Source organism: Thauera sp. SDU_THAU2, from assembly GCF_038260575.1.
In the GTDB taxonomy this organism is placed as follows: Bacteria; Pseudomonadota; Gammaproteobacteria; order Burkholderiales; family Rhodocyclaceae; genus Thauera.
Genome location: NZ_JBBWUN010000003.1, coordinates 1,998,321 through 2,019,784, shown reverse-complemented (window position 1 = coordinate 2,019,784; position 21,464 = coordinate 1,998,321). Strand labels below are relative to the sequence as shown.

General features: G+C 68.4%; 24 protein-coding genes. 6 read left to right on the top strand and 18 right to left on the bottom strand.

Going from position 1 to position 21,464, the window contains the following annotated elements; genetic code table 11:
- Nucleotides 1-161: 161 nt before the first annotated feature.
- On the top strand, nucleotides 162-785 hold the full coding sequence (locus AAFL97_RS10845) for a hypothetical protein (RefSeq protein WP_341644918.1): 624 nt from the start codon (nucleotides 162-164) through the stop codon (nucleotides 783-785).
- Between the two features lie 65 nt (nucleotides 786-850).
- Here AAFL97_RS10845 and AAFL97_RS10840 read toward each other — a convergent pair whose 3' ends face one another.
- From AAFL97_RS10840 to AAFL97_RS10770, 15 genes are all read right to left on the bottom strand, one after another.
- Nucleotides 851-2,866 carry a putative baseplate assembly protein gene (locus tag AAFL97_RS10840; protein ID WP_341644917.1) on the bottom strand — a complete coding sequence of 672 codons (2,016 nt, stop codon included), beginning with the start codon at nucleotides 2,864-2,866 and terminating at the stop codon, nucleotides 851-853.
- Between the two features lie 32 nt (nucleotides 2,867-2,898).
- A complete protein-coding gene (locus AAFL97_RS10835; protein WP_341644916.1) occupies nucleotides 2,899-3,291 on the bottom strand; it encodes a GPW/gp25 family protein in 393 nt (130 codons plus the stop codon).
- 2 nt (nucleotides 3,292-3,293) lie between these two features.
- Nucleotides 3,294-4,946, bottom strand: a complete 1,653-nt coding sequence (locus tag AAFL97_RS10830; protein ID WP_341644915.1) for a hypothetical protein — start codon at nucleotides 4,944-4,946, stop codon at nucleotides 3,294-3,296.
- On the bottom strand, nucleotides 4,940-5,581 hold the full coding sequence (locus AAFL97_RS10825; RefSeq protein WP_341644914.1) for a phage baseplate assembly protein V: 642 nt from the start codon (nucleotides 5,579-5,581) through the stop codon (nucleotides 4,940-4,942). Before AAFL97_RS10825 ends, AAFL97_RS10830 begins: the two co-directional genes overlap by 7 nt.
- Nucleotides 5,578-6,627, bottom strand: a complete 1,050-nt coding sequence (locus tag AAFL97_RS10820) for a phage late control D family protein (RefSeq protein WP_341644913.1) — start codon at nucleotides 6,625-6,627, stop codon at nucleotides 5,578-5,580. Before AAFL97_RS10820 ends, AAFL97_RS10825 begins: the two co-directional genes overlap by 4 nt.
- On the bottom strand, nucleotides 6,614-6,781 hold the full coding sequence (locus AAFL97_RS10815; protein ID WP_341644912.1) for a hypothetical protein: 168 nt from the start codon (nucleotides 6,779-6,781) through the stop codon (nucleotides 6,614-6,616). Before AAFL97_RS10815 ends, AAFL97_RS10820 begins: the two co-directional genes overlap by 14 nt.
- Entirely contained in the window at nucleotides 6,778-7,476 is a 699-nt protein-coding gene (locus AAFL97_RS10810) for a CIS tube protein (protein ID WP_341644911.1), read from the bottom strand. Before AAFL97_RS10810 ends, AAFL97_RS10815 begins: the two co-directional genes overlap by 4 nt.
- An 11-nt stretch (nucleotides 7,477-7,487) precedes the next feature.
- Nucleotides 7,488-7,949 carry a phage tail protein gene (locus AAFL97_RS10805; RefSeq protein ID WP_341644910.1) on the bottom strand — a complete coding sequence of 154 codons (462 nt, stop codon included), beginning with the start codon at nucleotides 7,947-7,949 and terminating at the stop codon, nucleotides 7,488-7,490.
- Nucleotides 7,942-9,795 (bottom strand): hypothetical protein, encoded by a 1,854-nt coding sequence (locus tag AAFL97_RS10800; protein WP_341644909.1) that lies wholly within the window; start codon nucleotides 9,793-9,795, stop codon nucleotides 7,942-7,944. The genes AAFL97_RS10805 and AAFL97_RS10800 overlap by 8 nt, the downstream gene beginning before the upstream one ends.
- A 4-nt stretch (nucleotides 9,796-9,799) precedes the next feature.
- Nucleotides 9,800-10,258, bottom strand: coding sequence for a phage tail protein (locus AAFL97_RS10795; protein WP_263461785.1), 459 nt, complete (start codon nucleotides 10,256-10,258; stop codon nucleotides 9,800-9,802).
- 17 nt (nucleotides 10,259-10,275) lie between these two features.
- On the bottom strand, nucleotides 10,276-11,436 hold the full coding sequence (locus AAFL97_RS10790; RefSeq protein WP_341644908.1) for a phage tail sheath family protein: 1,161 nt from the start codon (nucleotides 11,434-11,436) through the stop codon (nucleotides 10,276-10,278).
- 109 nt (nucleotides 11,437-11,545) lie between these two features.
- A complete protein-coding gene (locus AAFL97_RS10785; RefSeq protein WP_341644907.1) occupies nucleotides 11,546-11,836 on the bottom strand; it encodes a hypothetical protein in 291 nt (96 codons plus the stop codon).
- Entirely contained in the window at nucleotides 11,830-11,970 is a 141-nt protein-coding gene (locus tag AAFL97_RS10780; RefSeq protein WP_341644906.1) for a hypothetical protein, read from the bottom strand. The genes AAFL97_RS10785 and AAFL97_RS10780 overlap by 7 nt, the downstream gene beginning before the upstream one ends.
- A gap of 38 nt (nucleotides 11,971-12,008) precedes the next feature.
- A complete protein-coding gene (locus tag AAFL97_RS10775) occupies nucleotides 12,009-12,773 on the bottom strand; it encodes a hypothetical protein (RefSeq protein WP_341644905.1) in 765 nt (254 codons plus the stop codon).
- A 5-nt stretch (nucleotides 12,774-12,778) separates the two neighbouring features.
- The gene (locus AAFL97_RS10770) at nucleotides 12,779-13,363 is read right to left on the bottom strand and encodes a DUF4255 domain-containing protein (RefSeq protein ID WP_341644904.1); all 585 of its coding nucleotides are present in this window, start codon (nucleotides 13,361-13,363) and stop codon (nucleotides 12,779-12,781) included.
- A gap of 335 nt (nucleotides 13,364-13,698) precedes the next feature.
- Here AAFL97_RS10770 and AAFL97_RS10765 point away from each other — a divergent pair, with 335 nt between their 5' ends.
- Nucleotides 13,699-14,754, top strand: a complete 1,056-nt coding sequence (locus AAFL97_RS10765) for an extracellular catalytic domain type 2 short-chain-length polyhydroxyalkanoate depolymerase (protein WP_341644903.1) — start codon at nucleotides 13,699-13,701, stop codon at nucleotides 14,752-14,754.
- Nucleotides 14,755-14,789: 35 nt separating this feature from the next.
- Here AAFL97_RS10765 and AAFL97_RS10760 read toward each other — a convergent pair whose 3' ends face one another.
- A complete protein-coding gene (locus tag AAFL97_RS10760; RefSeq protein ID WP_263461780.1) occupies nucleotides 14,790-15,590 on the bottom strand; it encodes an inositol monophosphatase family protein in 801 nt (266 codons plus the stop codon).
- An 84-nt stretch (nucleotides 15,591-15,674) separates the two neighbouring features.
- Here AAFL97_RS10760 and AAFL97_RS10755 point away from each other — a divergent pair, with 84 nt between their 5' ends.
- Complete coding sequence (locus AAFL97_RS10755; protein WP_341644902.1) at nucleotides 15,675-16,406, top strand: RNA methyltransferase; 732 nt, start codon at nucleotides 15,675-15,677, stop codon at nucleotides 16,404-16,406.
- Between the two features lie 115 nt (nucleotides 16,407-16,521).
- Here the strand turns inward: AAFL97_RS10755 and AAFL97_RS10750 are convergent, their stop codons facing one another.
- Together AAFL97_RS10750 and AAFL97_RS10745 are read right to left on the bottom strand one after the other, a co-directional pair.
- Nucleotides 16,522-16,908: a type II toxin-antitoxin system VapC family toxin gene (locus AAFL97_RS10750; RefSeq protein ID WP_341644901.1), complete on the bottom strand. Its 387-nt coding sequence runs from the start codon at nucleotides 16,906-16,908 to the stop codon at nucleotides 16,522-16,524.
- Nucleotides 16,905-17,156 carry a type II toxin-antitoxin system Phd/YefM family antitoxin gene (locus AAFL97_RS10745; RefSeq protein ID WP_341644900.1) on the bottom strand — a complete coding sequence of 84 codons (252 nt, stop codon included), beginning with the start codon at nucleotides 17,154-17,156 and terminating at the stop codon, nucleotides 16,905-16,907. Before AAFL97_RS10745 ends, AAFL97_RS10750 begins: the two co-directional genes overlap by 4 nt.
- A gap of 354 nt (nucleotides 17,157-17,510) precedes the next feature.
- Here AAFL97_RS10745 and glcD point away from each other — a divergent pair, with 354 nt between their 5' ends.
- Genes glcD through glcF form a run of 3 tightly spaced genes read left to right on the top strand, consistent with a single transcriptional unit; the run spans nucleotide 17,511 to nucleotide 21,315 of the window.
- A complete protein-coding gene (gene glcD / locus AAFL97_RS10740) occupies nucleotides 17,511-19,010 on the top strand; it encodes a glycolate oxidase subunit GlcD (RefSeq protein ID WP_341644899.1) in 1,500 nt (499 codons plus the stop codon).
- Nucleotides 19,010-20,077, top strand: coding sequence for a glycolate oxidase subunit GlcE (gene glcE, locus AAFL97_RS10735; RefSeq protein ID WP_341644898.1), 1,068 nt, complete (start codon nucleotides 19,010-19,012; stop codon nucleotides 20,075-20,077). Before glcD ends, glcE begins: the two co-directional genes overlap by 1 nt.
- 17 nt (nucleotides 20,078-20,094) lie before the next feature.
- On the top strand, nucleotides 20,095-21,315 hold the full coding sequence (glcF, locus tag AAFL97_RS10730; protein WP_341644897.1) for a glycolate oxidase subunit GlcF: 1,221 nt from the start codon (nucleotides 20,095-20,097) through the stop codon (nucleotides 21,313-21,315).
- Nucleotides 21,316-21,464 lie beyond the last annotated feature (149 nt).

Here is a 21,464-nt window from a genome sequence, read left to right as displayed (position 1 = left end):
TTCCCACAGCAGGCGCAGCGGGTCGGGGTTGGCCTGAAGCGGCTCGAAACGTTCCGGGCGGCCGGCATAGGGCCGCGGCAGCGGGCGCCGCCGGCAAGTGCCAGCCGTGTTTCGCCGAGCAACCAGATACGGTCCGCGCCAGTGCTTGATTCGACGCAGGCATGGCGCGGCGCGAAGGCCAGCGTGCAGTGTGTCTGCCAGCGCCGGCGCAGATGCACGACGGTGAGGCCGTGCGCATTGCCGCCGTCGCTCCACGGCAGTGCGGCGAGGCCGCTGCCGCCGAAGGCGAGATCGGTGAAGCGGCCATGCGGCGCGTCCACCGGGTCCAGCACCAGGGAGGCGAGATCGGGCGCGCCGGTCTCGGCATCGTCGAGCGCGGCAAGCACTGCTCGCCATGCTGTCGGCGGCCAGGAGAGTGCGCATTCGAAGCGCTGTCCGTCGTCCGACAGGCGCCCGAGCTGGCCGTGGTCGTCGATCATCCATGGCGTCGCCGCGGCGTGGAGTTCACGTGCGCGGGCCGGCGGCAAATGCGGAATCCTGGCATCGTCCTGGCGCGTCAGCGTGAATGCGCGCTGCCCGGCATCCCAACTGCATTGACGGCTGGCGTTGCGGAAATCCGCGGCGCCGTCGAGGAGCAGGAAGCGGGTGGCGTTGCTGTTCATCACGGTGTGCTCAGCAGAGATCGGGAACGATCGGGATCGGCACCGCATGCCTGCCGTCACCGGGCTGTGCCGGACCGGGGCCGAAGCCCCGTGGCGGCGCGGGGCGATCCTCGCCGGCGCTGATCGCGACGGCCATCAGCTCGGGAAGCTGGAAGTCCAGTAGCGGCAGCGCTTGCGCGGCGGCGAGCTCAAGCCAGACGGGCGCTTCCTGCTGCGTGTCCTGGTAGAACAGGCGCAGGGCGTTGACCGCTTCGACGCCGTCGACCCGTCCTGCCTGCGTGCGCAGCTCGTTGATCTCGACCGCCTTGCCGCGCGGCCAGCCGGCGCCGCGCGGTCCGCCCGGCGGCAATGCCCACAGGTAGCGCAGCAGTGTCCGTTCGACTTCGGCGTGTACCTGCTGCTCGGTGGCCGGATCGACGACTTCGAGCGATACCGAGACGGCGACCGGCACGAACTGCGGGGACAGCACGTACAGCTCGGTGCCGAGCATGCAGCGCGCCGACAGGTAGTCGTACTACATCGGTCAGCAGGCCCGCCGTCGGCCGCGGCGCGGCGGCCAGCGCTGGCACTGCCGGTGGCAGCACGAACACGGCGACGACGCCGGGCAGCTTGCGGCGCACCGCCTTCAGGCTGGCGCCGGGGAAGAAGCCGGCGACCGCTTCGGCGCGTGCCACCGGGTTGATCGGGTTGTCGCGCGCGAGTACGCCGTAGTCCTCGGCGGTAACGGCGCGGTCGCGATGGCTGAGAAAGGCAGGAATGCGGCGTTCGGCCTCGTCCAGGGTCTCGGCATCGACGCCGCCGCGCGTCGGCCATTCGTGGCGCAGCGCGAGGCGGGTGCTGCCGCCGTGGATTTCCTTGATGCTGTCGGGCGGCAGGTTGCCGCCGCTGCCGCCGCCGTGGCGATAGAAGGCCGCACGGATGCGCGCGTTGGCGGGCGGGCGCCGGCCGCGGATGCCGTCGCCGAAGCGTACGCCGCCGCTGGCCGCATCGACGGTGAAAACCGGGTCGTCCGGCCCGCTGCCGGCGAAATGCGCCACCCGCGTCCAGGGCTGGAAGGCGCGCAGGTGCTCGACATCGACCTGGACACTGTCCGGGTCGACGTCCGCATGCGACAGGGCGAAGGCCTGGTCCGGGCGGCCGTTGCCGGCGCCGAGCACGATGTCGCGGGCAATGCCCTGGCCGATGACGTCGACCGCGTTGAGGCCGATGTAGCCGAGTTCGAGAACGGCTTCTTCGGCGCAGGAGACGCGCAGCCAGAACAGCAACTGGTCGGGGCGCAGCTCGGCGGGCGCTTCCGGCGGCGTGTCGCCGAAGCCGGCGAATTGCGGGTCCTGTGCGGCGGCGGCGCGCAGCAGCGCGGCATTGCGCGGCAGGCGCAGGCGGGCCACGCCGGTGCGGCGCCCGCCTGCCGAGCTGTCGGCGACGAGTTCGAGCGGCAGGTATTGCACCGTACCGGGGGCATCCTCGGGATCGGGCCACCAGGCGAGCTCCCAATCCAGCTTGCGCGGCCGCAGGCCGGTGGCGAGCTGGCCTTCCAGTTCCGCCAGCGGCGCGAGGCCGATGTTGAGCACGATGCCGGCGAGATCACGTCGTACCAGATCGGCCTGGGCGATGAAGGCCGGCTTGGCGAGTGCGATGGCGAGATGGAAGGCACCGTCGCGTGTGCCGGCGGTGCTCAGGGCGTCGCGCCCCGGCAGCAGGGTCACGGGGCGGAAGGCGGCGGGTTCGACGCCGTACTGCGTGCGCAACTGTTCGAGGCTGATGCCCTCGGCGGCGAGGGCTGCGTCGTCGAGCGTGCGCTTGACCAGGACGTGCAGCGCGAGCGGCGTCGGCTGGACTTCGCCGACGGTGGAGAAGCTCGTCGTGCCGGCCTTGAGCAGCGATTCGGCGGCGAGCCGCGGCGGCAGTGCGCGGCTCGTGGCGTCGATGCAGACGATGCCGCTGGCCGGGCGGGCGGGGCGGAGCGGAATCTGCAGCAGGTTCAGGAAGGCGCGGCGCTGGCGATCCGGAATCTGGTTGGCGCGATAGATGATGGTCTCGGTGAGCCAGGCGAAGAGGTCGACCAGGGCGTAGACCGGGTCGCCCGGCGCGAGCGGGGCCATTTCCGGCACGTGGCGGGCGAGGCGGGCCTGCAGTTCGGCGACCAGTTCGTCGAAGCGGCGGTCGTCCAGGTCCGGGACGGGAAAGTGTGTGGGAAGCGGCATGTGTTCGGCTCCCTGTCATCCGGTCGTGATCTTCATGCGCCCAGCTCCAGCGTGAGCGCGAGGGCTTCGCGGCGGCCGTCGGCGAGCAGCCGGTAGCGCACTTCCAGATTCACGTGGGAAAGGTGCTCGCGGTCGGCCACGACGCGCACTTCGTCGATGCTCACGCGCGGCTCCCAGCGTGCCAGCGCGCGCCGGGCGGCGTCCGCGATCAGCGCACGGGTGGTCTCGTTGTTGGGGTAGTGGATGAAGTTGCGGATGCCGGCGCCGAAGTCCGGGCGCATCAGGCGCTCGCCCGGCCGCGTCAGCAGGATGTTGAGCATCACTTCGCGCACGCTGGCGTTGCCGCGGCGCCATGCGGGGCGGCCGTCCCCGGCAAGGCCGGCCAGCAGCGGAAAGCTCGTCAGCAGGGATTCCGGCGTCGGCATGTTCATTTTCCTTTCAGCGCTTTCAGGCACAGCCGGGGCAGGGCGATGAAGACCCATGGCAGCCAGCCGAGAAAGAGATTCAGCAGGTTGATGACCACCATCAGCAGCAGCATCGCGCACAGCGTGATCGCCGGCAGGCTGAAGCCGAAGCTCCAGCAACTGCCCGAGCGGTTGCCGGGGCCGCCTTCCTTCATGTCGATGCCGGGCTGGATCCTGCGCAGCACGTCGGCGAGCGATTTGGATGTGAGCATCGCGACGCCGCGCGGCAGGCCGCGTCTGAAATCGTCCAGCGAAGGCAGCACGATGGTGGTCGGGCGCTGCGCATCGGGATCGAAGGGCGAAGCGACGCGGAACATCGGGCTCGCCGGCCCCCAGGCAACACGTTCGCAGCCGCAGTCGTCGGCCCAGCGCACGAAGGGCAGGGCGACGAAACGGTCGCCCTCGGTCTGGCCGTAGCGCGGCAGCGCCAGGCCATCGTCGAAGCGTACCTGGGCGCGGGCCAGGCGCAGCGCGACGAGGCTGCGCAGGTCGGCGGCCTGCTGTTCGGAAATGGCGAGATGGTCGTTGCGCGTCTGGCTGCTGCCAGCGGGCAAGGCAACCGAGCCGGGAGTGACGTCGTTGCGGGCAATCCGTGCAAAGAGCGTGATCAGGCCTGGCGCACTCCGGTCCAGCCATGCAAGTACCGTCTCGCCGGGAACCTGAACGAGCCGCGGTATCAGGCTGTCGTCGATGCGCTGCTCCAGCGCATGGAAGCGCAGCTTGCCGAGCAGCGCGCGCAATCCGGCGTTGTCGGCGTCGGCGGCGTCGTTGACCTGGAACTGCGCGATCAGCGTCTGCAGCAGTTCGACGAAGCCGGCGGTCGCGATGCCGTTGGTGACGAGCTGCCCGTCGCCTGCGGCCCAGGCCTTCGCACCCCTGCTGCCGAGCGGCCAGGCGTGTTCGAGGCCGAAATCGGGCGTCTGGCCGCCGCCGGTTTGCGGCAGCGGCGTGTCGGCGGCTTCGCGCGCGCTGCCGCCCAGCGGCAGGTAGCCCCACAGCAGCGTGTGGCTGCGCACGGTGCCGTTGGCATTGCGGCGGCGGATCAGCAGCGGGTGCAGCGGCGTGAGCTCTTCACCCGAATAGGGCGGCTCGGGGAAGCGCTGCGGCAGCAGGCCGCGGGCGGTGAGGCGGTGCACGTCGTCCGGGTCGTGGTCCGGAATCGGGCCGCCGCGCCAGCCCAGCGGCTGACCGTCGGCGATCATCCAGCGCTGCGGCGGGCCGTCGGCCGGCATGCGGCGCACCACCATGCCGGCGCCGAGGATCTTCTTCGGATCGAAAGCCGGCGCGCCGGGGATCATGCACTGCACTTCGGCGCACAGGACGTAGAAGCTGCGGTGCATCGGCAGGCGCAGCATCGGTTCGTTCCTGAAGCGGCCGAAGCGGTCCTGGCCGAACCAGGGCTGCGCCGTCATCTTCGTCAGGCGGCCGCTGCGGGCATCTTCGAGGAAGCGGGCGACGAAATCGTCGTCCAGGTAACGGTGCAGCGTCGCGCCGTCGCCGTCGCCGGCGAAGAAAGGCGCGGCCACGCGCGGCTGATGCATGCCCGTCGTGCCGGCGGATTTCGCTGCGCGCCGGGCTTGTTCGGCCAGCAGGGCGTCTTCGACAGTGGTCACCATAGGTTCCCCGCTCCCGGCGAGTAGCTCGCCGACACGACAGCGTTGCTGATCAGGGTGTCGCACTGCACGACACCGGAAAACTTGCTCATGCCGGCGTCGACCTTGACCATGCCGGCCGACACCGTGAGCATCGACGCCTCGATCTTCACCTCGCCGGCGCTGCTCACCTTGATGCTGCCGGGCGACATCTCGACCTTTTCCCCACCTTGCTCGACGGTGATCCTGCCGCCGCCCTGGTCGGTGATCGTGACGTGGTTGCCGGCTGGCGTTTCGATGCGGACCCTGGGTTCCTGGTCGTCCAGCAGCACCTTGATGCCGGCCGGACTCTGGATGAGGTAGCGTTCTTCCACCGGTTCGGCGTCGCCGGGCTGGCTGCTGCCGCCGCTCCACACCGCGCCGAGCACGATGGGCAGCTCCGGACTGACGAAGGCGAGGATCACCTGTTCGCCGACGCGCGGCAGCAGGCTGAGGCCGTAGCCGCTGCCGGCGCTGGGCACCATCACCGCCGCCCAGGTTTCCAGGCCGGTCGCCGGCAGGCGCAGCTTCACGCGGCCGCGGTGTTCCGGATCGGCGTTGTCGAGCACCACACCGAGGTGCAACTCGTGCAGAGTGCCGGGGCTGTGGTGGGTGTTCATGGGTTCCAGTCCGGACGTTCGACACGCAGGCGGGTGGACAGGCCCTGGGTGTTGTCGAAGTGGTGCCAGCATTCGGTGATGCGGTAGCGGCCGGCCAGCCGCGGCGACACGCCGGCCAGCTCCAGCTCGCGCCCGGCGCCCAGTTCCGGGCTGCCGGCGCAGACGATCTCGCCGTGCAGGAAGCGCAGCGCGTCGCGCCGGAAGGCGCCGCGGGCCAGGGAGTCGGCTTCGGCCTGCGAGCGCGGGTAGGGATGGGGGCGCGGCGAGTGGCCGTCCCAGCCGAGCTCGGCCAGTGTCGCTGCGGCGGTCCGGCCGGATGGCGACGGGGCGAGCGCGGAACTGCTGCCGTTCGCGTCGGCATCGGCCGCGAGGTTGTAGCCCTTGGCCAGCACTTCGCGGGGCTGGCGGTTGAGGTCGGCGACGATGCGCACGCGCCGGGCGTTGGCGGCGGGATCGACGCGTACCGGCTTGGCGTCGGCCTCTTCGGCGCGTGCGCGCAGGCGGCCGTCCTGCATGCGCAGCGAAATGCCGTGCGGGCCCAGCAGGCGCAGCAGGAAGGCGAGATGGCTTTCGTTGTGCTGCAGCCAGTCGGCGCTGCCGGCGTCGACATCGACGTCGGCCTGCAGGCCGGCTTCGCTGGCGATCGCACGCACGACCTCGCCCAGGCCCTGGTTCTCGAACACGCGGCTGGCGCGGCTGCGCGCGAGCTTGTGCAGGGCGTCCTCGGCGAGGATCACGAGTTGCGGCGCACCGTCGCCGTAGCGTTCTTCCAGCGCGGTGATGTCGCCGGAAAACACCGCGCTGTCCCCGGTCTCGCCGAGCAGGATCTCCAGCCGGCTGCCCAGGCGCAGCTGCTGGAAGGCGAAATCCGGCGCGCCTGCGTCACCCGGCAGCCAGTTGATCACCCGCAGTTCGGCGCTTGCCATGCCGCTGGCAGGCAGATGCACCGACAGCGCGAGCGCCGCCTCGCCCAGCGCGGCCAGGGTGCTGCCGTCGATGCGCAGGCGCGGACGGGCGCTGACGAAGGCGGGCTCAGTCGATGACAAGGCGTGCCTCCCGTTCGCGTGCGATGGCGAGCAGATCGAACAGCGTCTCACCCGGTTGGCCCTGGGGAGGGCGGACGTCGGCGCCGGTGTTCTGCGCGGGGTTCGGCTCGGGTTGAACTTCGGCCACGAGTTCATCGATGATCAAGGGCATCATCGGCCTCCGAAGGGAAGCAGCACGGCACCCGGCGGCGTGAAGCGCGGGTTGTCGAGCTTGTTGAGATCGGCCACGCCGCGCCAGTCGCGCGGGTTCCGGCCTGCTGCCTGCGCCGCGCCCGCTGCGCTCTGGCCGCCGGCGGCGAAGCCGGGGCGGGCGGCGGCCTGCACGGCAGGATCGAGCTCGAACTGGTAGCGGTCCTCCTTGAAGGTCAGCGCCAGCGTCGCGCGTAGCGGGATGCCTTCCGGGGCGAAGAAATCGAGCGTTTCGGAATAGCTCGACAACATGCCGGTGAACTGGAAGCTGCCCCACTGGAAGCGGCAGCGTACCGGGGCCTTGGGGCGCTCCGAGCCGGCATCCTGCGGTTTCATGAAAGCTTCGGCGATGTGCTTGGTCAGCGTGCGGACGTCGGTGTTGGCGGCCACCGTCTCGCGTCTTTCCGCGCCCAGCTCGGCGGTGACGCTGGTGTCGAACACCAGTTCGACCGCGAGCGTGGATTCGCTCTTGTCCACGTACTGCGCTGCCGCGCCGCTGCCGCCGCTACCGCCCTTGTTGTCGGCCTTCAGGGTGTTCGACAGCGTCACGCGCAGCGTCGCCGGGTTGAACTGCACGTCGATGTGCTTACTTTCGTCGGTCTCGACCTGATCGCCGTTCATCGGGATCAGCTTGGCGCGGGCGATCTGCATGGCGGGCATGGCTGGTTTCCTCAGGCGCGCTCGAGTTCCAGGCCTTCGTGTACGAGCTGCAGTTCCTCGATGGCGACCTGGTTGGCCGTCGAGGACAGATCCGGCCCCTTGAAGCGGGTCGGCAGCGCGTTGGTGATGCGCCAGCGCAGCAGGGGCTGGTCGGGCTTCTCGGGGTGGAACACGTCGATGGTGCCGTTCATGCGCAGCGCGTGGTTGGACTGGCGGGTGGAGACGTCGAACCAGCGCCACAGGTCGGCCACCGCGGTGATGCCGCGCTTGAGGACGATGGGGGCGAAAGTCGTCGGGCCGGCGAGCTGCACCTCGCCCCAGTTGCGTCCGCCTTCCTTCAGTGCCTTGGGCGCCATCGTCGCTTCCAGCCCGCTGACTTCGCTGAAGGCGCCTTCGCACAGCAGGCTGCCGCCTTCGCCGTCGTACAGCGCGACGTGGAAGCGGAAGGGAATGAATTCGGCATGCTCAGCCATCGATCGCCTCGATCCGTGTGCCCGCCCCGCTGGCGTGGCGGTCCTGCAGGAAGGTGATGCGTATCCGGTCCAGCGGATAGGCGAGGGCGACTTCGATTTCGAAGGCCAGCGCCGATTCGGCCTGCGGCAGTTGCCGGATGCGGAAGGCGTCCTCCGGGCGGGCGCCGCGCAGCGCGCCGGCGGCATGGAGCCGGCCGAAGAAGGCGCGCAGGGCGATTTCCGCCCGCGGGTCGCGCGGGTCGATGTCGAATGCTAGCCGTTCGCCCAGCGCGCGCAGTTCGCGCCGCAGCCAGCCCATGAAGCGCATCGCCTCGGCCGAGCGCCATTGGTCCAGCGCGCGGGTGGCGGTGTTCATGCGGTCGAGGTCGGCTGCGGGCAGGCAGGGCGTGCACAGCGCTTCGTCGTCCACCTGCAGTTTTCCGGCGCGCATGAGCAGTACCGTGACGCCGGGGTCGTCCCGCAGATCGGCTGCGCGCTGCTGCGTGACCGGCGGCCAGGGCTGCAGCATGCCGGGCAGCGGGCGCCCGCCGATCGAACGCCAGGCGCCGAAGCGCTGGGCGACGCGTGCCTGCATGCCGGCAACCAGTCCGCAGGGCGAGCCGAGCTTGCGGTCGTCGCCGCGCAGATAAGGCCAGACGAACTGCAGGTGGCGCAGCCGGCGGACTTCGGCGGGGTCTTTGCGGCCTTTCGTGTCGCCGGCGTCCTGCTCCGTGTCAGGATTGCCCTCGTCGCGCAGCAGTTCGAGGAATCGGGGCGAGGGCGTGGGCAGTTCGTCTTCGGGACGCGAGTCGAGCGGCAGTGCGAGCAGGCATTGCAGGTCCGGCCGCAGCCGCGCCAGTGTGCGTGCGATCTCGGCGACGATCTGGTGCGGATCGACGGTTTCGCCCACGGCCGGCATCTCGTCCGGGTTGCGGCGTTCGCGGTGGGTGTCGTCGATCTCGGTGCCGCAAGGCAGGAAAACCGGCTCGGGGTTCGCCAGCCGCAGGCGCGGCACGTCGGGCAGCGCGGCGGGAACGAGCAGGCGTTCGAGGTCGGGCAGGGCGACGATGCCGGCGCGCGGTACCAGCAGCGCGTGCTCAAAGGCGCCCAGCGTGTCCGGCTCGACCAGATCGGCGCCGGGGCGCGGCAGGAAGGCGCCGATGCCGGCGCGCTCGGGCACGCGGATGATCCACAGCGTGCGGGTGTCGGGCGTGCCGGCGTAAGCATTGCTGCTGGTGGTGCCGGCGAAGAAATCCTGCACCGCCAGCGGCAGCCAGGCTGCCCGCCCGGCGAGGGTGCTGTGATAGCCGGTGTCGGTATTGAAGGCGAACGGAAACAGCGCCTGGAAATGGCCGAGCGAGCGGATCGGGATAGGCAGCCGGTACAGCGCGAGCAGATTGGACAGCACAAGCAGAAGGGTGAGCAGAGCAAGCAGAAGAGCGGGTAGGCTGGCGTCTTCCTGCTCGTCGAGGATTCGGCGTAATCGTGCGATCTCGTCGGGTTCGTCGAGGAGCCGGCGCAAGAGCTTGGATTCGTCCAAATTGTCGAAGATTCGGCACAATCGTGCGATCTCGCCGGGCTCGTCGAGGAGCCGGCGCAAGCGCATGGCCTCGTCGGGCTCGCCGACGATCTGGCGGAGTCGTGCAGCTTCATCCGGCTCGCTGAAGACCCGTCGCAGCCATTCGACCTGTCTGGCGAAACCCAGCGTCTCGATCTCCGCCAGCACGACGGCGTCGCGTGCGAGTCGCTGCCATTGCGCGCTGCCGTCGGGCGACGGGCAGTGGCCGATCATCACGACCTCGACGGGCGCAAGCCGCCCCGGCTCGGGGCGGGCGTCCAGTTCGATGCGGCGGTCGGCGAGCAGCATGGCTTCATTCCTGCTCGATGGTCTCGACGGACAGCACCAGTTCCTCGATGGCGACGTCGCCGCCGCCCTTGGCGGTCAGCGTCGGCCCGGTCCATTTGATCGGGATCGCGCCGCGCAGCTTCCAGGTCAGCACGGTTTCGCTGCGGTCCTCGGACTGCAGCTTGATGGCGATGTCGCGCTTGGCCTCGGAAATCTTGCCGATGCGGCCCAGTTCCAGCCATTCGTAGAGATTCTGCGCCCCGATCACGCCGCGCTTGAGCGTGACGTCGCCGGCCTTGTGGATGCCCGGCACCTTGCGCACGTAGTTCACGCGGTCGTTGCCGGCGCGGTACTCGGCGATCGTGACTTCGGCATTGAGGCCCGACACCTCGGAGAAGCCGGCGCGCACCTCGCTGCCCTGGCCGGGTTCGAGATCGACGAGGAAGTTGAACGCCGAATATGGGGTTTCACGGAAAGTGGCCATGACTCTTTCTCCGGTTTTCAGGCGTCGGCGGTCTTCTGGCCGATGCGGAAGATCACGAATTCAGCCGGCTTCAGCGCGGCGACGCCGACGAGGCACACCATGCGGCCGTTGTCGATGTCGTTCTGCGTCATCGTCGAGCGGTCGCAGCGGACGAAATAGGCTTCCTTGGGCGTGCCGCCGAGCAGCCGGCCGTTGCGCCATTCGTTGAACAGGAAGTCCTCGACGCTGGATCGGATGTTGGCCCATAGCGCCTCGCCGTTCGGTTCGAATACCGCCCACTGGGTGGACTTCTCGATCGAACGTTCGAGGTAGAGGAAGTAGCGCCGCACGTTGACGTATTTCCATTCCGGATCGCTGGCCAGCGTGCGTCCGCCCCATACGCGATGGCCGCGTCCGGCGAAGGAGCGCAGCACGTTGATGCCGTTGGGGTTGAGCAGCTCCTGCTGGAAGGCGTTGATCTGCTGGTCGAAGCGCAGCGCGCCGAGCACGATTTCGTTGGCCGGGGCCTTGTGCACGCCGCGGTCGACGTCGGTGCGGGCGTAGATGCCGGCGATGAAACCGGAGGGCGGCACGGCGATGTCCCGCTGCCCGCCGGTCGGGTCGGGCGTGACGACCCAGGGGTAGTAGAGGGCGAGGCGGGAATCGTCGAAATTGCCGGCGAAGGCGCGCACTTCGCCGATGCTCTGGTCCTTGCGCGAATCGACGACGCCGATGCGATAGCGCATGCGGCGGCAATGTTTCTGCAGCTCCAGTACGACGGCCTTGTGCACGTCCTCGGTGGAGGCAGCCGCTGCGGGCGTCATCACGATGGAGACGTCCTCGATGTCTTCGAGCGCCTTCAGGCCGGTGCTGCCCTTGACCTCGTCGGTTTTGCCGGCGTAGTCGATGGCCGTGGGTTCGCCGCCGTCCGAACCGCCTGCGAGCGTGATCAGGTAGCGTGGGCCGTCGAGCGAAGTGGCCGGGGGCTCGATGTCGGCGGGATTGCACAGCGCAATCAACGCGCTCCTGATATCTTCCTCGTTTGCTTCGGCTGGCTTGATGGCGACCGAGATTGGCGAGCTCAGCGCTTCGGCACGGCGCTCGGGCTCGGCCGGCAGCGCTGCGGCAAGGCTCCCGGGGGCGATGGAGAGTTCGGCGTAGGTGTAGATGACTTCGCCGTCCTTGCCGCCGCTGTGCACATCGAGATCGAAACGGCGCTGGTCGGTGTCGCGCCAGCGCAGCTCCAGCGTGTATTCGCCGGCCTTGCCGGGGAAGCGGCTGAAGAAGGTGACGATGCCTTCGGTGCTTTCAGCGTCGTCGGTGTCTTCGGGAGGCTCGGGATCCTCGGGAGGTTCGGGGAGGCTCGGGCTCGGGAGGTTCGGGGGTTTCCGTGTCCTCGGCGCTCGTCCTGGTGCTTGCGGCCCTGGGCGGGGTCTCGCCAGCGGCCACGCGCACGACGAAGAGCTGCTTGCCGCCGTTGTCGAAGAAGGCCCGTGCCGCGTGCGCGGTGTAATTGGCCACCGCGGCGCCATCCTTGCCGATCGCCAGATCCTGCGCGTCGCCGTAAATGCGTTCGAACTCCGCGTAGCTGGTCAGCACCTCGGGCAGGCCGCGCAGCGGCCGCTGCGCGTCGGTCCGATCAGTGCCGCGACGCTGGTGCCGACACCCTCGATGGATTTGTTGCGGAAACTCGTCTCCTCGATGAAGACGCCAGGTGCAAGGTACTCGGGCATGTCGCTTCTCCTTCGGGGGCGTTGCGCTTGTCGGGCGTTCAGGAAAACCGCAGGACGAGGGCATCCCGTCCCGGGCTGGCAAGGGTGGAGATGCGCCCCGGCGCAATGTCCACCGCGAGTTCGGTCTTGAAGGCGCCGCCGCTACCGGTGCCGCGTACCTGCACTGCGGGCAGGGAGTCGGGATTCGTACCGTCTGCTGCGGCCTGCAGCGTCAGCGTCGCGGGGTAGGTCTGCGCCGGTGCGTCTCTGGTCAGCGAGGGCAGGCGCTCGAGCGACAGGCGGAATTCACCGCGTCCGTCGCTCTGGGCGATGAAGTCGAGCGGCTCGGCGAGCGGCGGCGTCACGCGCAGGCTCAGCAGTACCCACGGTACGGGCGTGCCGTCGTCCAGCGAGGTGCGTCCGTGCAGGCCGCCGGCCCGGCCGAAGCGCGTACCCAGCGGCGAACGGAACAGCCGCAGGCGGTGTCCCGCGCGCCGTCCGGCATCGAATGCGAAATGCCGCGGCAGGAAGAGGCCCTTGCGGTCGCGCACTTCGCCGGCGAGCGGGTACAGCGCCTCGTCCGGCGGGGCCAACTCGGGCGGCGTTGCCTCGCCGTCGACGAGCAGGCCCAGTTCCTCGGGCTCCCGCCGCCACAGGGCGGTGCCGGCAGTTTTGTGGATCAGCTTCAGATCGCTTGGCCCCTGCGTGATGCGCACGTCGAGGTCCCGGGCCGGCAGTATGCGGCGTGCGAGTGCCTGCGGACCGCTCGCGTCCAGCCATTCGATGAAGTCGCTGGCATGCAGGACGAGGGTTTCGGCGATCATTGCGCTCACCCTCCGCCATCCACCGGAAAGACCAGCGTGCGCACCGGCGGCCCCTCGTCGGGGTCGATGTCGGGCGCGAGACGCACCGTCTTGACGAGGTATGGGGCCGACAGGCGGTAGTCGCCGGGCAGGCTGTCCCACAGCCGCATCAGGTCTTCGGTGCTCATCTCCTCGGGCAGCACCTGCACGCTGTCCTCGTCGCCCCACGATGGGTCGGCAAGGCCCAGGTCGGCGCTGGTGAAGGACAGGCCACCGCCGATGATGCGGATTGCGGTGGAAAGGAATTCGATTTCCTGCTCGGTGTGTGTGCACCAGGCGATCAGCAGCAGGTGCAGATTGACCGGCAGCTCGGGGCGAGGCAGGCGGCGGCCTTCGACGGCGGGGAGGTGGCGGTTGCGGCTGAAGGGGTCGACCGAGATGCGATGCAGGTACAGTCCCAGCGTGTCGGTGTTCGGCAGCGGCGTGCCCGCCAGCGTGTGCGAGCCCAGGATCTCCACCTGCGGGTTGCCGCTCAGCCGGGCTGCCATGCGAATCGACAAGCGCTCGCGCAAGGCCTGCAGCACTGCGAGGATTCCGTGATGCGAGGCCAAGCTGTCCTCCCCCCGAAACGGGCGTGGGCTTGCGAGATGGTGCGGCGTGAATGGGCTGCGCTTGCCCTGCCGATGGCAGGATGACGTTCGAGAAAGGCAGGCAGTCCCGATGTGTGACAGGAAGTTACACTCTGATCGTAGTGCGGGAATGTCGAATGTCGAGATAAAAATATCTATTGAATTTGCGTCGATTCTGTTGCCATATGCATGATCTGCGGTCGGGGCATCAAGGCATGCTTGCGGGACATCGCAATGTGCTCCGGCCTTTGAAGCCGTCGATGGCAGGATGGCGGCGAGACCGCCGATGTCGATTTTTTTGCCAATGGAGGTGGTGAATGGGCAGCAGGTTCTTTCGCTCCATGCTGTTCGGGAGTGCGATCCATTGCCTGATCGTTTTCAGCGTGCAGGCCGCCCCGCCCTTGCCGGCGCTGGGCGCCGACGCGAATGCGGTGACGGTGTCGGGGATTTCGTCCGGCGCCTACATGGCGGTGCAATTGCAGGTCGCACATTCGCAACTGGTGAAAGGGGCGGGCGTGATCGCCGGCGGCCCCTACGAGTGCGCCCAGGGCAGCATGTGGCGCGCGCTCGGCAACTGCATGGAGCCGTCGACGCCGGCCAGCGTGCCTTCGGCGCGCGACACCGACTCACGCATCCAGGCGCGTGCCCGCGCCGGCCGCATCGACGACCCGGCAGGGCTGGCGGACGACAAGGTGTGGGTGTTCTCCGGCGGCGCGGACCGCACGGTCGAGCGGCCGGTGGTCGATGGGCTGGTGGCTTTCTACCGCAGCCGCCTGCCGCAGGACGCGGTGCAGTACGTGCAGCACGACAATGCCGGGCACGCGATGATCTCGGTCGCCGATCCGGCGGCGAATGCCTGCGAGACCTCGGCGCCGCCTTTCATCAACCGCTGCGGCGAACTGGATGCCGCCGGCGAACTGCTGGCACAGCTGTACGGGCCGCTGGCGCCGCGCGTGGAGCGCCCGGCAGGCGAAGTGATCGCCTTCGACCAGAGCGAATACACCGGCATCGCACCGTTCGAGCTGAGCATGGCGGACCAGGGCTACGTCTATGTGCCGCAGGCCTGCCGCGAGGGTGGCTGCCGGCTGCATGTGGCGCTGCACGGCTGCCGCCAGACCGAGGGCCAGATCGGCCGGCGTTTCGTCGACACGGCAGGCTACAACGAGTGGGCCGATGGCAACCGGATCATCGTGCTGTATCCGCAGGCAGCGGCGCGCAGCGGCCTGGCCTTCTGGTCCTTGCGCTGGGTCTATAACCCGAAGGGCTGCTGGGACTGGTGGGGCTACACCGGGCCGGAGTACGCGACGCGAGACGGCGGCCAGATTCGCGCCATCCGCGCGATGCTCGATCGCCTCGCCGAATCCCCCAGGTAGCCGCCGGGCGGGACCCGGCGGCGGGGCAGGGAGCGTCAGGCCTGCATGTTGGCCGGGCGGTAGGCCTGGATGACCGGCAGCAACTGGCCGAAGACCTTCGGCGTGCCGGCGACGACGTTGCCGGTGGCCATGAAGTCGGCTTCGCCCGACAGGTCGGACACCAGGCCGCCGGCTTCCTGGATCAGCAGCACGCCGGCCGCCATGTCCCACGGCGACAGGCCCATTTCCCAGAAGCCGTCGAGGCGGCCGCAGGCGACGTAGGCCAGGTCGAGCGAGGCCGCGCCCGGGCGGCGGATGCCGGCGGTCTTCTGCGTCAGTTCCTTGAACATCGCCAGGTAGGCATCGACGTTGTCGAACTGGCGGAAGGGGAAGCCGGTGCCGATCAGCGACTCGTTCAGACGGGTGCGGCGCGACACGCGGATGCGGCGGTCGTTGAGGAAGGCGCCGCTGCCACGCGAGGCGGTGAACATCTCGTTGGTGTTCGGATCGTAGATCACCGCATGTTCGAGCACGCCGTTCTTCGTTTGCGCGATCGACACCGCGTACTGCGGAAAACCGTGGATGAAGTTGGTGGTGCCGTCGAGCGGATCGATGATCCAGTTGTACTCACTCTCGGGGCCCGACTCGCCGGACTCCTCTGCTAGAATCCCGTGCCCCGGGAAGGCCTCGCGCAGCACTTCGATGATCGCCTGCTCGGCAGCGCGATCGACTTCGGTGACGAAGTCGTTGGGCGTCTTGCTCTGCACCGTCAGCAGGTCGAGCTGCGTGGAAGCGCGGTTGATGACGGTCGCGGCGCGGCGGGCGGCCTTGACGGCGATGTTCAGGGTGGGATGCATGCGGGATCTCGGTCAAAGAGCGGGGCTGTGCCGCGCTATCGTGCGCGCCGGCCCGGCGGAATTCGGAAAACGCGGAATTTTAATATGAATCGCCCCCTTGCGCTCGACCGTATCCGGGTCGTGCTGTCGCGCACCAGCCACCCCGGCAACATCGGCGCCGCCGCCCGTGCGATGAAGACCATGGGGCTGCGCCAGCTGTGGCTGGTGTCGCCGGCCGTTTTCCCCGACGAGGTCGCCACCGCGCGGGCGTCCGGTGCGGTCGACATCCTCGAGTCCGCCCGCGTGGTCGATACCTTGGAACAGGCGCTGGCCGACACCGTGTTCTCGGCGGCGCTGACCGCCCGCCGGCGCGAACTGTCGCTGCCGCGCCTGCATGCGCGCGAGGCGGCGCAGGAAATCGTCGCCCGTAGCGTCGATGGCGAGGTCGCGCTGGTGTTCGGCAACGAAACCAGCGGCATGACCAACGAGGAAGTCGGCCTGTGCAGCCTGCCGGTGACGATCCCGACCGACGCCGAATTCTCCTCGCTGAACCTCGGCGCCGCTGTCCAGTTGCTGGCCTACGAGCTGCGCATGGCGGCACTGCAGCCGCCGCTCCCGCAGGACCTGCAGGCCGAACCCGCGACCCATGCCGACTTCGAGGGCTTCATGGCCCACCTCGAACATGCGGTGACGCTGAGCGGCTTTCACGACCCGAAGAATCCCAAGCGGCTGCTGCCGCGCATGCGGCGGATGTTCAACCGCATCCGGCTGGAGAAGGAAGAAGTCGCCATCCTGCGCGGCATGCTGACGACCTTCGAGACGCCGAAGCGCCGTTAGCACGCGCTTGCCAAGGTTGTTCCCTTCTTTCCTCAATGGTTGTGGCAATCGGTGTAGCCGGTGCGGCTGGCGTGCAAGTTGCTGGGGATGCTTTACCCTTGCTTCGCAAGGAGCATCACACCTTCAGGATTTTCCCTGGATATTGGGCCACCCGATGATCCGCCGTCACCAGTTTCATCCCTTCGACATTGGCCTGTGCGATCAGTATCCGGTCGAAGGGGTCTTTGTGCAGGTCTGGAAGCGCGTTCGTTTCGACGGCGTGCTCGCCTGTGACGGGCAGTTCGGTGTAGCCGTTGTTGAGCAAGCCTCGTCGGAGCAGACGGGGATCGACCTGGAAGTCTGCGCGCCCCAGTCCCTGCTTGATCGCGACCTCCCAGATGCTGGCCGAGCTGAAGAACAGTTGGGTGTTGCCGGACAGCAGGAGCTTCCTGGCCTTGTTGCCGAGTTGCGACGAGTCGGCTGCGGCCCACAGAAGAATGTGGGTATCCAGCAGAAGTTTCATGCTTCGTCCAGTCCGAGAAAGCTGCGCTCGATGTCGTCGCGGCCCATGTCGTCGAAGTCTGGTGGCACCTGGATCTGCCCAGCGAGGAAACCCAGGCGCCGCGGTGCCTGCACGTCGACCGTGTCCAAGGGTACGAGCTTGACCATCGGATGGCCGGCTTTGGCGATGATGATCGGCTCGCCGCGGGCTGCCCGATCCACCAGGCGCGATAGCTGCGTCTTGGCTTCGTGAATATTGACGGTGTGCATGTCGGCTCCTTGGTTCACTCAAGTTGACCAAGTCTATGGCTCCGACTTGGTGTGGTCAATCGAAGGTTTCCCCTCAAGGGGAGATATGAATGCCTGATATGGTTGCGGCTGCTTCTCGTCGCTGTTTTCTCGTTCAAGAGGCACGAACGATGACCTGCGCGGTGGCTGCTGCGGGTCTGCCTGGAGCGATGGCATGATTGTTCGAACAGGCTGTAACGTACTGATGATTTCTGTCCTGCAATTTCATGGATGCTCCGACGCCGTGCGGAAGCCGTGCTGTATCGCAGCGCTTGGATCATGCCGCCGAAGGCCTTAGCATCTGTTGCCAACGAGGACAGGTGGACGGGCCCTGCAATGAACATTCTCTACGACGAGGCGATCGACGGCGCGCTCAACAAGGTCGATGTCGCCGATCTCTTTGCCGAGCTGCGCCGCAGCCTGCCCGATCTCCGGATCCTCCATAGCGAGGAAGACCGCCGTCCCTACGAGTGCGACGGCCTGTCTGCCTACCGCACGCTGCCGATGCTGGTGCTGCTGCCCGAGCGCATCGAGCAGGTCGAAGCCATTCTGCGCATCTGCCATGCACGCCGGGTGCCGGTGGTGCCGCGCGGCGCGGGCACGGGCCTGTCGGGCGGAGCGCTGCCGCTGGAGCAGGGCGTGCTGCTGGTGATGGCGCGTTTCAACCGCATCCTCGAAGTCAATCCGCAAGGGCGCTTCGCCCGCGTGCAGCCGGGCGTGCGCAACTTGGCGATTTCGCAGGCCGCCGCGCCCTACGAGCTTTATTACGCGCCCGACCCCTCGTCGCAGATCGCCTGTTCGATCGGCGGCAACGTGGCGGAGAACGCGGGCGGCGTGCATTGCCTGAAATACGGGCTGACCGTGCACAACGTCCTCAAGCTCGAGATTCTCACGATCGAGGGCGAGCGCCTGACGCTGGGCTCGGATGCGCTGGATTCGCCCGGCTTCGACCTGCTGGCGCTGTTCATGGGCTCCGAAGGCATGCTCGGCATCGTCACCGAGATCACGGTCAAGCTGCTGCCGAAGCCGCGGGTGGCGCGCGTGCTGATGGCGAGCTTCGATTCGGTCGACAGCGCGGGCAGGGCGGTGGCCGACATCATCGGCGAAGGCATCATCCCGGGCGGCCTGGAGATGATGGACAAGCTCGCCATCCAGGCGGCCGAGGACTTCATCCATGCCGGCTACCCGGTCGAGGCCGAAGCGATCCTGCTGTGCGAGCTGGATGGCGTCGAGCTGGATGTCGCCGAGGACATCGAACGGGTGCGCGCGGTATTGGAAAGGGCGGGCGCGACCGCGGTCAGCCTGGCGCGCGACGAAGCCGAGCGGGTGCGCTTCTGGGCCGGACGCAAGAATGCCTTCCCCGCCGTCGGCCGCATGTCGCCGGACTACTACTGCATGGACGGCACGATTCCGCGCAAGCACCTGCCCAGGGTGCTGCGCGGCACGGCCGAGCTGTCGGAGCGCTATGGCCTGCGCGTGGCCAACGTCTTCCATGCCGGCGACGGCAACATGCACCCGCTGATCCTGTTCGATGCCAACCAGCCGGGCGAGCTGGAAAGGGCCGAGGAACTCGGCGGCAAAATCCTCGAACTCTGCGTCGAGGTCGGCGGCACCATCACCGGCGAGCATGGCGTGGGGCGCGAGAAGATCAACCAGATGTGCGTGCAGTTCAACGCCGACGAACTGACTTTCTTCCATGCGGTGAAGGCGGCGTTCGACGCCGAAGGCCTGCTGAACCCCGGCAAGAACATCCCCACGCTGCGCCGCTGCGCGGAGAACGGTGCGATGCGTGTGCACCAGGGACAGATGCCGTTTCCCGAACTGGAGCGTTTCTGATGGGCAGCGCAACACCGGATGCCGATCTCGGCGAGGAACTGCTGGCCCAGGTCTGCACGGCGCTTTCCACCGGCACGCCGCTGCTGATCCAGGGCGGCGGCACGAAGGCGTTCTACGGCGGGCAGGGCAGCGGCAGCTTGCTGGATACGCGAGGCCATCGCGGCATCGTCAACTACGAACCGACCGAACTGGTCGTCACCGTTCGCGCCGGCACGCCGGTCGCCGAAGTCGAGGCCGTGCTCAACGGCGAAGGCCAGACGCTGGCTTTCGAACCGCCGCAGTTCGGTGGGCAGGCCACGGTGGGCGGCATGGTCGCGGCCGGGCTGTCCGGCCCGCGGCGGCCGTGGGTCGGCGCGGTGCGCGACTTCGTGCTCGGCTGCCGCGTCATCACCGGGCACGGCAAGCATCTGCGCTTCGGCGGCGAAGTGATGAAGAACGTCGCCGGCTACGACGTTTCACGCTTGATGGCGGGCAGCCTGGGCTGCCTCGGGCTGCTCACCGAAGTGTCGCTGAAAGTCCTGCCCAAGCCGCGCAGCAGCTGTACGCTGCGGCTGGAGATGGATGTGCCGGCGGCGCTGGATCGTTTCGCCGAATGGGGCCAGCAGCCCCTGCCGATCACCGCCGCCTGCCATGACGGCGAAGCGCTGATGCTGCGGCTGGAAGGAGGCGAGGGCTCGGTGAAGGCTGCGCGGGAAAGCCTTGGCGGCGAGGAGGTGTCGGCGGAGTTCTGGACGGCATTGCGCGAGTTTCAGCTCGATTTCTTCGTTGACCCGGCGCCGTTGTGGCGATTGTCGGTGGCCAATGACAGTCGTTCGGACATGCCCGCCGGCGCTCAGCTCGTCGATTGGGGCGGTGCGCAGCGCTGGCTCAAGAGCTCCGCCGACAGTGCGGAAATCCGCCGCGCAGCGGCAGCGGCGGGCGGGCATGCGAGCTGTTTCACGCCGGGTGCCTGCGACAGCCCGCTGCACCCGCTGCCGGCAGCGCTGATGCGCCATCATCGCCAGCTCAAGGCGCAGCTCGATCCGCAAGGCATTTTCAACCCCGGCCGCATGTACGCCGGGCTGTAACAGGCAGAGACCAGGCCATGCAAACCAAGCTCAGTGAAGCCGCGCGTCAGTTGCCCGGCGCCGAAATCGCCGAAAGCGTACTGCGCGCCTGTGTGCATTGCGGCTTCTGCAATGCCACCTGTCCGACCTACCAGTTGCTGGGCGACGAGCTCGACGGCCCGCGCGGCCGCATCTACCTGATGAAGAAGATGCTCGAAGGTGGCGAGTTCAGCGCCAGCACCCGCATGCACCTGGACCGCTGCCTGAGCTGCCGCAACTGCGAGACGACCTGCCCATCCGGCGTGCAGTACCACAAGCTGCTCGATGTCGGCCGTGCAGCCATCGACCTGTGGGCGCCGCGGCCGCTGGACGAAACCGCCCGGCGCACGCTGCTGCGCGGCACCCTGTCGCGGCCGGCGGTATTCAAGACGCTTCTGGCAGCGGGCTCTGTAGTACGGCCGCTGCTGACCGAAACCCTGGCATCGAAACTCCCCCGTCGCAAACCTGCTGCCAGGCCACGCCCGGCAGCGCGCCATGCCCGCATCGTGCTGATGCTGGAAGGCTGCGTGCAGCCCGGCCTGTCGCCCAACACCAACGCCGCTGCGGCCCGGATGCTGGACCGCCTCGGCATCAGCGTCCGGCCGGTGGGCGAAGCCGGTTGCTGCGGCGCGGTCGATTTCCATCTCGATGCGCAGGAGGCCGGGCTGGAGCGCGCCCGCCGAAACATCGACGCCTGGTGGCCGGCGATCGAGGCGGGTGCCGAGGCGATCGTGCAGACCGCCAGCGGCTGCGGTGCCTTCGTCAAGGAATACGGCTACATGCTGCGCGACGATCCGGCCTATGCGACCAAGGCTGCGCGGGTCAGCGAACTGGCGAAGGATCTGGTCGAGGTGCTGCGCGCCGAACCGCTGGACAAGCTCGGCGTGCCCGCCGGCAAGCGGCTCGCCTTCCACTGCCCCTGTACCTTGCAGCACGCGCAGAAGCTCGGCGGCGCGGTCGAGGCCGTGCTGGCCGGCCTGGGTTTCGAACTGACGCCGGTACCCGATGCCCACCTGTGCTGCGGTTCGGCAGGCACGTATTCGCTGACCCAGCCCGAGCTGTCGCGCCGGCTGCGCGACAACAAGCTGGACGCGCTCGAAAGCGGCAAGCCCGAGCTGATCGCGACGGCCAACATCGGCTGCCAGATCCACCTGGACAGCGCCGGCCGAACGCCGGTGCGGCACTGGATCGAAATCGTCGACGAAGCGCTCGGCGGCTGACGACGGGCCAGTGTTGCGCATGAAGGTGAAGCCCGGTATAGTTCGCCCCCGTCGAGCGCAGAACGGCGCGAGACGAAAGACGATCGGCTTGCTTCACCGGTGAAAGCCGGCGCCTGCAAGGCGCGAATGGTTCTGGAAAACCCTCGCCA